The 7,260-nt window shown below is 61.7% G+C and carries 8 protein-coding genes; 2 read left to right on the top strand and 6 right to left on the bottom strand.

Annotated features, from left to right (window positions below):
• Positions 1–88 precede the first annotated feature (88 nt).
• The 3 genes from M0814_RS28755 to M0814_RS28765 form a co-directional block, all read right to left on the bottom strand.
• Positions 89–694: a 3'-5' exonuclease gene (locus M0814_RS28755; RefSeq protein WP_098965754.1), complete on the bottom strand. Its 606-nt coding sequence runs from the start codon at positions 692–694 to the stop codon at positions 89–91.
• Positions 695–734: 40 nt separating this feature from the next.
• Positions 735–1,214: an NYN domain-containing protein gene (locus M0814_RS28760; RefSeq protein ID WP_003228475.1), complete on the bottom strand. Its 480-nt coding sequence runs from the start codon at positions 1,212–1,214 to the stop codon at positions 735–737.
• A gap of 217 nt (positions 1,215–1,431) precedes the next feature.
• Positions 1,432–2,193, bottom strand: a complete 762-nt coding sequence (locus M0814_RS28765; RefSeq protein ID WP_103486200.1) for a DUF2076 domain-containing protein — start codon at positions 2,191–2,193, stop codon at positions 1,432–1,434.
• Between the two features lie 178 nt (positions 2,194–2,371).
• Here M0814_RS28765 and M0814_RS28770 point away from each other — a divergent pair, with 178 nt between their 5' ends.
• Both M0814_RS28770 and M0814_RS28775 read left to right on the top strand, forming a co-directional pair.
• The gene (locus M0814_RS28770) at positions 2,372–3,046 is read left to right on the top strand and encodes a YciC family protein (RefSeq protein ID WP_045122649.1); all 675 of its coding nucleotides are present in this window, start codon (positions 2,372–2,374) and stop codon (positions 3,044–3,046) included.
• 74 nt (positions 3,047–3,120) lie between these two features.
• Positions 3,121–4,200: an endonuclease/exonuclease/phosphatase family protein gene (locus M0814_RS28775; protein WP_103486199.1), complete on the top strand. Its 1,080-nt coding sequence runs from the start codon at positions 3,121–3,123 to the stop codon at positions 4,198–4,200.
• Positions 4,201–4,331: 131 nt separating this feature from the next.
• On the opposite strand, the gene M0814_RS28780 is transcribed toward M0814_RS28775, so the two are convergent.
• The 3 genes from M0814_RS28780 to M0814_RS28790 are packed head-to-tail and all read right to left on the bottom strand — an operon-like array spanning position 4,332 to position 6,955.
• A complete protein-coding gene (locus M0814_RS28780; protein WP_103486198.1) occupies positions 4,332–5,168 on the bottom strand; it encodes an ABC transporter ATP-binding protein in 837 nt (278 codons plus the stop codon).
• Positions 5,156–5,959, bottom strand: a complete 804-nt coding sequence (locus M0814_RS28785; RefSeq protein WP_103486197.1) for an ABC transporter permease — start codon at positions 5,957–5,959, stop codon at positions 5,156–5,158. Before M0814_RS28785 ends, M0814_RS28780 begins: the two co-directional genes overlap by 13 nt.
• Before the next feature lie 9 nt (positions 5,960–5,968).
• The gene (locus tag M0814_RS28790) at positions 5,969–6,955 is read right to left on the bottom strand and encodes an ABC transporter substrate-binding protein (protein ID WP_103486196.1); all 987 of its coding nucleotides are present in this window, start codon (positions 6,953–6,955) and stop codon (positions 5,969–5,971) included.
• Positions 6,956–7,260 lie beyond the last annotated feature (305 nt).

The raw sequence follows: 7,260 nt of genomic DNA on the forward strand, positions 1-7,260 counted from the left end.
TGCGGTGTGTCAGACAACATTTTTGCCAATGACACACCGCTTTCGCGAGCAAGCCCGCTCCCACAGGGGATTTGTAGCGTTCTTGGGATCAGCGGTAGCGCTGTAGATGCTCGCTGACTTTCGCGGCGGGGACTTTCTGCAGTTTGCACAGCAGGTCGTGGTTCAGCTCACGCACCCCATGCTTGTGCCGCAGTTCTTCCGCCAGATGCGCCATCAGGTTGGCCGCCATCTCGGCATCCGCCATCGCCCTGTGCGCCTGGCCGGTGTGCGGCAGGCGGGCGAAGGTGGTGAGGGTGCCGAGTTTGTGATTCGGTGCCGCCGGCATCAGGCGACGGGCCAGCAGCAGTGAGCAGGCGAAGTTCTGCAGGCGGGTGCGTTTGATCCGCCCCAGTTCGAAATCCCAGAACTTCTGGTCGAACGAGGCGTTGTGCGCCACCAGCGGCGTGCAGCCAACGAATTCGTTGACCTCTTCCATCACCCGCTCTGCCGGCGGCGCACTGCGCAGCATGGCGTTGCTGATGCCGGTCAGTTGTTCGATGAACGCCGGGACGCGCACGCCAGCGTTCATCAGGCTCTGGTAACGCTCGACGATGCGCCCGTTCTCCAGCATGACCACGGCGATTTCCGTCGCGCGACAGCTGCTGTTCGGCGACAGGCCGGTGGTTTCAAAGTCGATGACTGCAATGCGTTCCAAACCGGGTTCAACTCCGTCCAAATCAATTCTTGAGCAACGCTCAGTTTTTCAACAGCAGTGCGCCTTCGATCGGCACATAACGGCTGGCGGCGCGGATCAGCGAGTTGGCGGTCAGGCCCGGCACACCGTAGGCCACTGCCTGCACGCCGTGCTTGTTGATGATGCGTTCGAGCAGCATGTCGAAGTCGCCGTCACCGGAGGCCAGGACGATTTCGTCGACATGGTCGGCGGCGTCCATGATGTCGAGGGTGATGCCCACGTCCCAGTCGCCCTTGGCCGAGCCATCACTGCGCTGGATGTAGGGTTTGAGCTTCACGGTGAAACCGAGGTTGCGCAGGATCTGCTGGAACTGCTGCTGCTTGCTGTCGCCACGGTCGATCGCATAGGCATAGGCCTCGACGATCTGCCCGTCCTTGCTGATGTCAGCCCACAATGCGGCGTAGTTGAAATGGCAACCATAGGCCTGACGCACGGTGTAGTAGAGGTTCTGCACATCGGCGAACACTGCGATTTTTTTCACCGGAATTCCTGTGAGCGCGCGAGCGCACGAAGCGGAATCAGGCACCAGGCCCGAAAAAGGCGCTCAGTATGCCAGTAAAAAGCAGTGTGGCGAGGGAGCTTGCTCCCGCAGGACTGCGCAGCAGGCCCTTCTTTTTAAAAGAAAGGGCCGCTGCGCGCCCCAGCGGGAGCAAGCTCCCTCGCCACAGAAACGGTGTTGCCTGGTGCCTGACCGTTAGTCAGACGAACGAATCGTCGTCATCGAAGAACGACGAGTTGTCATCGCTGTAGTCGGTGTCAGTGAATCCGCCCTGGTCATTGCCAGAGAAACCGTTATCGGCCACACGCTGATCATTGCCCCAGTCGTTACCGCTCTGGTCGGCCACTTGCGCCGGCTCTTCCTTGATCACTTCAACGATTTCTTCGGGCTGCTGGTTGTGATGGAACAGACTGCTGATGCCCTGCGCCAGCATCACGCCACCGGCCACGCCAGCGGCGGTTTTCAGGGCGCCGCCGAGGAAGCTGCTGCCTGCAGCCGGTGCTGCTTGCTGCGGGGCATAGTTAGGCGCAGGCGCACCCCAGTTCTGTTGTGGCGGCGGCGCACCAAAATTCTGTTGTGGCGCCGGTTCACGCCAGCCGCCGGTGGAAGCCGGAGCGCTCTGGGTCGGCGCCGGGCGCGAGCTGCCGCCGCCGAAGATGCTCGACAGGAAACCACCGCCGCCGCTGGGCGCCGGGGCCGCGCTCTGGGACTTGGCCGCTTGCAGTTCAGCCTGCAATTGCTGGACTTGCTGGGTCAGTTGCTTGTTCTGTTCGTCGAGGCTCTTGATCGCTGCCTCTTGCACCAGAATCGCCTGGGTCATGAAATAGCCTGCCGCCGGCTGGCGGGTCAGGTGTTCCTTGATCCGCGCCTCAGCCTGGGCGTCGCGCGGGGCTGCCTCCGTTTCGGCCTGTTGCAGCCGGGAAAACAGTCCATCGATCAGGGTTTGCTCTTCGCTGTTCATGGCGACCTCGTAGATTGCCGGGGATAACGTTGCCCGTGTCCACTGTGGACATGGCGCACCTCTGTAATGGAGGCAGTGACAGGATGTTTCAACGACCTTTACCGAATGTTTACGTTTGTGTCGGCCCGCCCATCATCGGTTAAAGTGAGCCACTGTTTTCGACCTGCGATACCGACTGATGAATGCCTTCGATGTACTGCGCGACTCGCTGTATTTTTTCAAACGCCATCTGGCCAGCATCGTGCAGTTGTGTCTGCCGCTGGTGATCTTCGAGGCCGCGCTGCAGCAAGTAGTGGATCACGCCACCGACCCCGACAGTTTCTCCGCCGCCAGCGTGGTCGTCGGCCTGCTGGTGTATCCGCTGTACACCGCTGCGCTGATCCTGTTCCTCGACGCCCGCACCCGTGGCGAAGCCCCGCGCACTCTCGACCTGCTGGCGATGTCCGCCCGCCTCTGGCCGCGCTTCGCCCTGCTCACGGCGCTCAATACGTTGCTGATCCTGCTGGGACTGTCGCTGTATTTCCTGCCGGGCCTGATGCTGATGGTGATGCTCGCGTTCGGTGAATACCTGCTGGTGTTGCGCGGCATGGGGCCGTTGCAGGCGATGAAGGAAAGCCTGCGCCTGACGCGCGGGCATTTCTGGCGCATCCTGCTGTGCATTCTGTGTGTGATGGGGCCGTTGTGGCTGCTCAAGGGCGCGACGCTGGCGGTGTACCCCGATCCACAGAATCCGCTGATCGCGGTCATGATCGACAGCGCACACAGCTTCCTGCAACTGTTCACCAGTGTGGTGCTGTTCCGCCTGTTCATGCTGATCAGCGAATTGCCTGACAAGCGTAACGGCGCGGTCTGACCTCGTGGCCCTTGGGCCAAGCGTTCACCGTCAGGTATGCTCGAAGCCACCTTTGTAACGCGATAAGCCGAGCCATGCCCCGTCTACTGCGCTACACCCTGTTGCTGATTGTGCTCGCCATCGTCCTGATCGGCGGGCTGATCTACAGCCTGACCTGGCGCCCCGGCGCCCGCGAAACCCTGCCGGTCAGCTGCATCGGTACGCCGCCGACCCTGGTGCCCGGACAAGCCCTGAAAGTCATGACCTGGAACGTGCAGTACCTGGCGGGCAAGCGCTACGTGTTCTGGAACGATCTGGCCCACGGCGACGACGAGTCGCCAACCCTGGAAGACATGGCTTTCAGCCTCGACGAAGTGGCGCGGGTGATCCGCGACGAGCAGCCCGACGTGGTTCTGATTCAGGAACTGGATGACGGCGCCAAGGCCAGCGATTACCAGAATCAGCTCAAGTTGCTGCAAGAACGGGTCACCGACCTTTACCCCTGCAGCGCCCACGCCTTCGACTGGAAGGCCGATTTTGTCCCCGACCCGCACATCTTCGGCAGCGTCGGCCGGCAACTGGCGACCCTGAGCCGTTATCGCATCGAACATGCCGAACGCCTGCAATTGCCGGTGCCCCCGGCGAACTTCATCTCCCGCCAGTTCGAACCCAAGGACGCCCTGCTCGCCACCAAACTGCCGCTGAGCGACGGCGGGCAACTGACGGTGTTCAACACCCATCTGGATCGCGCCAGCCAACCGGACGACACCTTGCGGGCGCAAGTGACGGCGGTGGCCAAAGTGCTCGACACGTACGAAAGCCAGGGCCTGCCATGGCTGATCGGCGGTGACTTCAATCTGCTGCCGCTGGGCCAGTACCAACGCCTGCCCACTGAACAGCGCAAGCCCTACTCCGTGGACAGCGCGCTGCATCTGTTATGGGACAAGTACCCGATGATCCCGACCAACAACGAAGCCAGCGGCATCGACCGCGCCCACTGGCTGACCCATTACCCCAACGACCCCGGCCTCGATGGCCCGGATCGCACGGTCGACTATCTGTTCTACAGCCCGAAGATCAAACGGATCGAGGCGATGGTGCGCCAGGACGATACGTTGCGCATCTCCGATCATTTGCCAGTGATTGCGCGGTTCCTGCTGCCTGCTGCTCCGTAGTCACACCCCCCTCATAACCCTGTGGGAGCGGGCTTGCTCGCGAAAGCGGTGTGTCTTCAACGTTGATGGCGGCTGACACTACGCCTTCGCGAGCAAGCCCACTCCCACAGGGAAAGATGCATGACTCCAGGTCAATGCACTTCCTCGAAGTCGTCATGCAGCAGCCCGAAGATCTCCCGCTTCATGTCGATAAACGCGCGCTCCATGACCATGTCCAGTGAGCGCGGGCGCTCGATCGGCACGTCGAGGATCTGCTTGATCCGCCCCGGCTTCGCGCCCATCACATAGACCCGATCGCCGAGCAGAATCGCCTCGTCGATATCGTGGGTGACGAACAGTACGGTCTTTTTGCTGTTGCCCCAGACCCGCAGCAACAGCTGTTGCATCTGCAAACGGGTCTGGCTGTCGAGTGCGCCGAACGGTTCGTCCATCAGCAGGATCTGCGGATCATTGGCCAGCGCCCGGGCAATCGCCACGCGCTGCATCATCCCGCCGGACAGTTGTTTGGCGTAGCTGTCGGCGAAGCCACTGAGGCCGACCTCATTGACGTAATAATCGACAATCTCCTTGCGCCGCGCCGCCGGCATGCCGCGCCGCTTGAGGCCGAACTCGACGTTCTGCCGCACGGTCAGCCACGGAAACAGCGTGTAGCTCTGGAACACCATGCCGCGATCGGCACCAGGGCCTTGCACTTGCTGACCGCCGACGTAGATCTCGCCAGAAGTCGGCTCGGCGAGGCCGGCGGTCAGGTACAACAAACTTGATTTGCCGCAACCCGACGGCCCGACCAGCACCGCGAACTGCTGATCCGGCACGTCGAACGACACCTGTTCCAGCGCAGTGAACGTACCGCCATCGGGCTTTTTGTAGCGCAGGCTGACCTTGTCCACTTGCAGGCGCGGGGCGGCTTGCGGCGCGGCAGCACGCGGTTCGATGAAACGATGATTGGCGGCGGTTACTGAGCCCATGCGGCAACCCTCAAGCGGAGAAAGCGGAACAGTTGATCGGTGACCAGACCCAGCAGACCGATGATCGCGATGGCGAGGAAAATCACGTCGACCTGAAAACCGCGCATGGCTTTCAGACTCAAGTAACCGAGGCCACTCGACGCCGCGACCAGTTCAGCCACCACCAGATAGGTCCAGGCCCAGCCCATGGTCACGCGCAAGGTGTCGAGCACGCCGGGCACCGAGGCCGGGGCGATCACATGCAGCACCGCATCGCGGCGATTGGAGCCGAGGGTGTAAGAGGCGTTGATCAGGTCCTTGGAAATCGCTTTGGAGACGTCAGCGATCATCACCAGTTGCTGGAAGAACACGCCGAAGATGATCACCGACACGCGCTGCTCCAGACCGATGCCGATCCACAAAATGAACAGCGGCACGAACGAGGTCACCGGCAGGTAGCGAATGAAGTTCACCAGCGGTTCGAGGAATGCCTGGACGATGCGAAAGCTGCCCATTAACAACCCCAGCGGCACCGCCACCAGCGACGACACAATGAAGCCGACCATCACCACTTCGACACTGGCCCACACATGCGTGCCGAGGGTGCCGTCGCGGCTCAGGCGCACCGCCGCTTCGAGCACCGCGCCGGGCGTTGGCAGGAACATCCCCGGGACGATGCCGCCGTAGGACAACCCGGCCCACAGGCCGATCAACAACACCCAGGCCAGACCGCTGGCGCTCCACACCACTGGCACCGGCAATCCGGTCTTGGGCGTCAGGCAGCGGCTCAGCCATGATTTGCGCTTGAACATGCGGACCTCCTAGAGCGGGCTGACGAAACGGTTGTCGACCAGCTCGTCGTGGCTGACGTTGTAGGGCTTGCCTTGCAGTTCACTGGCGGTCTCGTTGGCGAGTTTGATCAACGCGGCGCTGTCACCCGGTTTGCCCGGCGAGCCGAGAAGTTTTTCGCTCATGGCCTGATCGTAGAAACGCACACCTTTGGCGGCAGCGGCCAGTTCCTTCGGATCGGAAAGATAACCGCCGACGCCTTTGGCCATGATCGCGTAGGCCTCGTCCGGGTGTTCCTGGGTGTACTTGACCGCCTTGTACAAACCGGCGACCAGCGCCTTGACGTCCTGCGGCTGTTTTTCGATGACGCTGCAATTGAGCGCCACCACATCGACGATCACACCCGGCGTGCTGCTGCTGTCGATCAGCACCTTGCCCTGCTGCTTGTCGCGGACCATCGACAGGTGCGGCTCCCAGGTCACGGCGGCTGGCACGCGACCGGCGATGAACGCGGTGGCGGCATCGTCGGCCGTCATGTTCTGCACGGTGATGTCGCTCATTTTCATGCCATTCTTTTTCAGCAGGTACGACAGCCAGAACTGCGACGTCGAACCTTCGTTGACGGCCACCGCCTGGCCCTTGAGCTCTTGCAACGACTTCACGTCCTTGCCGACCAGCACGCCGTCACCACCATGGCTGTCATCCAGCGCCGCCACAGCCTTGAAGCAGAACTGCGGACGGTACTTGAGCACTTCGTCGATGGTCGAGGCCGAGCCGGACAGTTGCCCGGAGGCCTGGGCGGCCATGTACATCGAAGCTTCCTCAACCACCGGCAATTCGACAGTCAGACCGTTTTCCTTGAAGTAGCCCAGGTCCTGAGCCAGGTACAGCGTGCCGTAGCCGACCCAGGTGGTATGGCCGATGGACAGGGTGCCGGCCTGGGCGCCAGTCGCGACCGTGGCGGCCAGGGCGGTGATTGCCAGAGGATGGGTGAGACGGATACACAAGGACTTGATCATGGAGCACTCCCGACGCTGTTGATTTAGTTTTGTCATGGGCAGTACGGCCGGCCCCGATGAGGTGAATTCACGCTGCGGTCTCTGCTGGACTCTGGCGGGAAACACCGGGCTGGCAAGATCGATGGTGGCCCATGTGCGGGCTGAGGAAAATCAGGAAATTGTTGGCTGCAAATGATGAAAAAACTGCTTAAGACGCACCGTAAAAGCGCGACCTGAGCGGAGATGGTGCACAGCTTTGAAAGCAAAAGATCGCAGCCTTCGGCAGCTCCTACACAGAGCAACACTGGCCCATGTAGGAGCTGCCG

Origin of the sequence: Pseudomonas sp. MWU12-2020, assembly GCF_023100605.1 — a bacterium.
Lineage (GTDB): Bacteria > Pseudomonadota > Gammaproteobacteria > Pseudomonadales > Pseudomonadaceae > Aquipseudomonas > Aquipseudomonas fluorescens_H.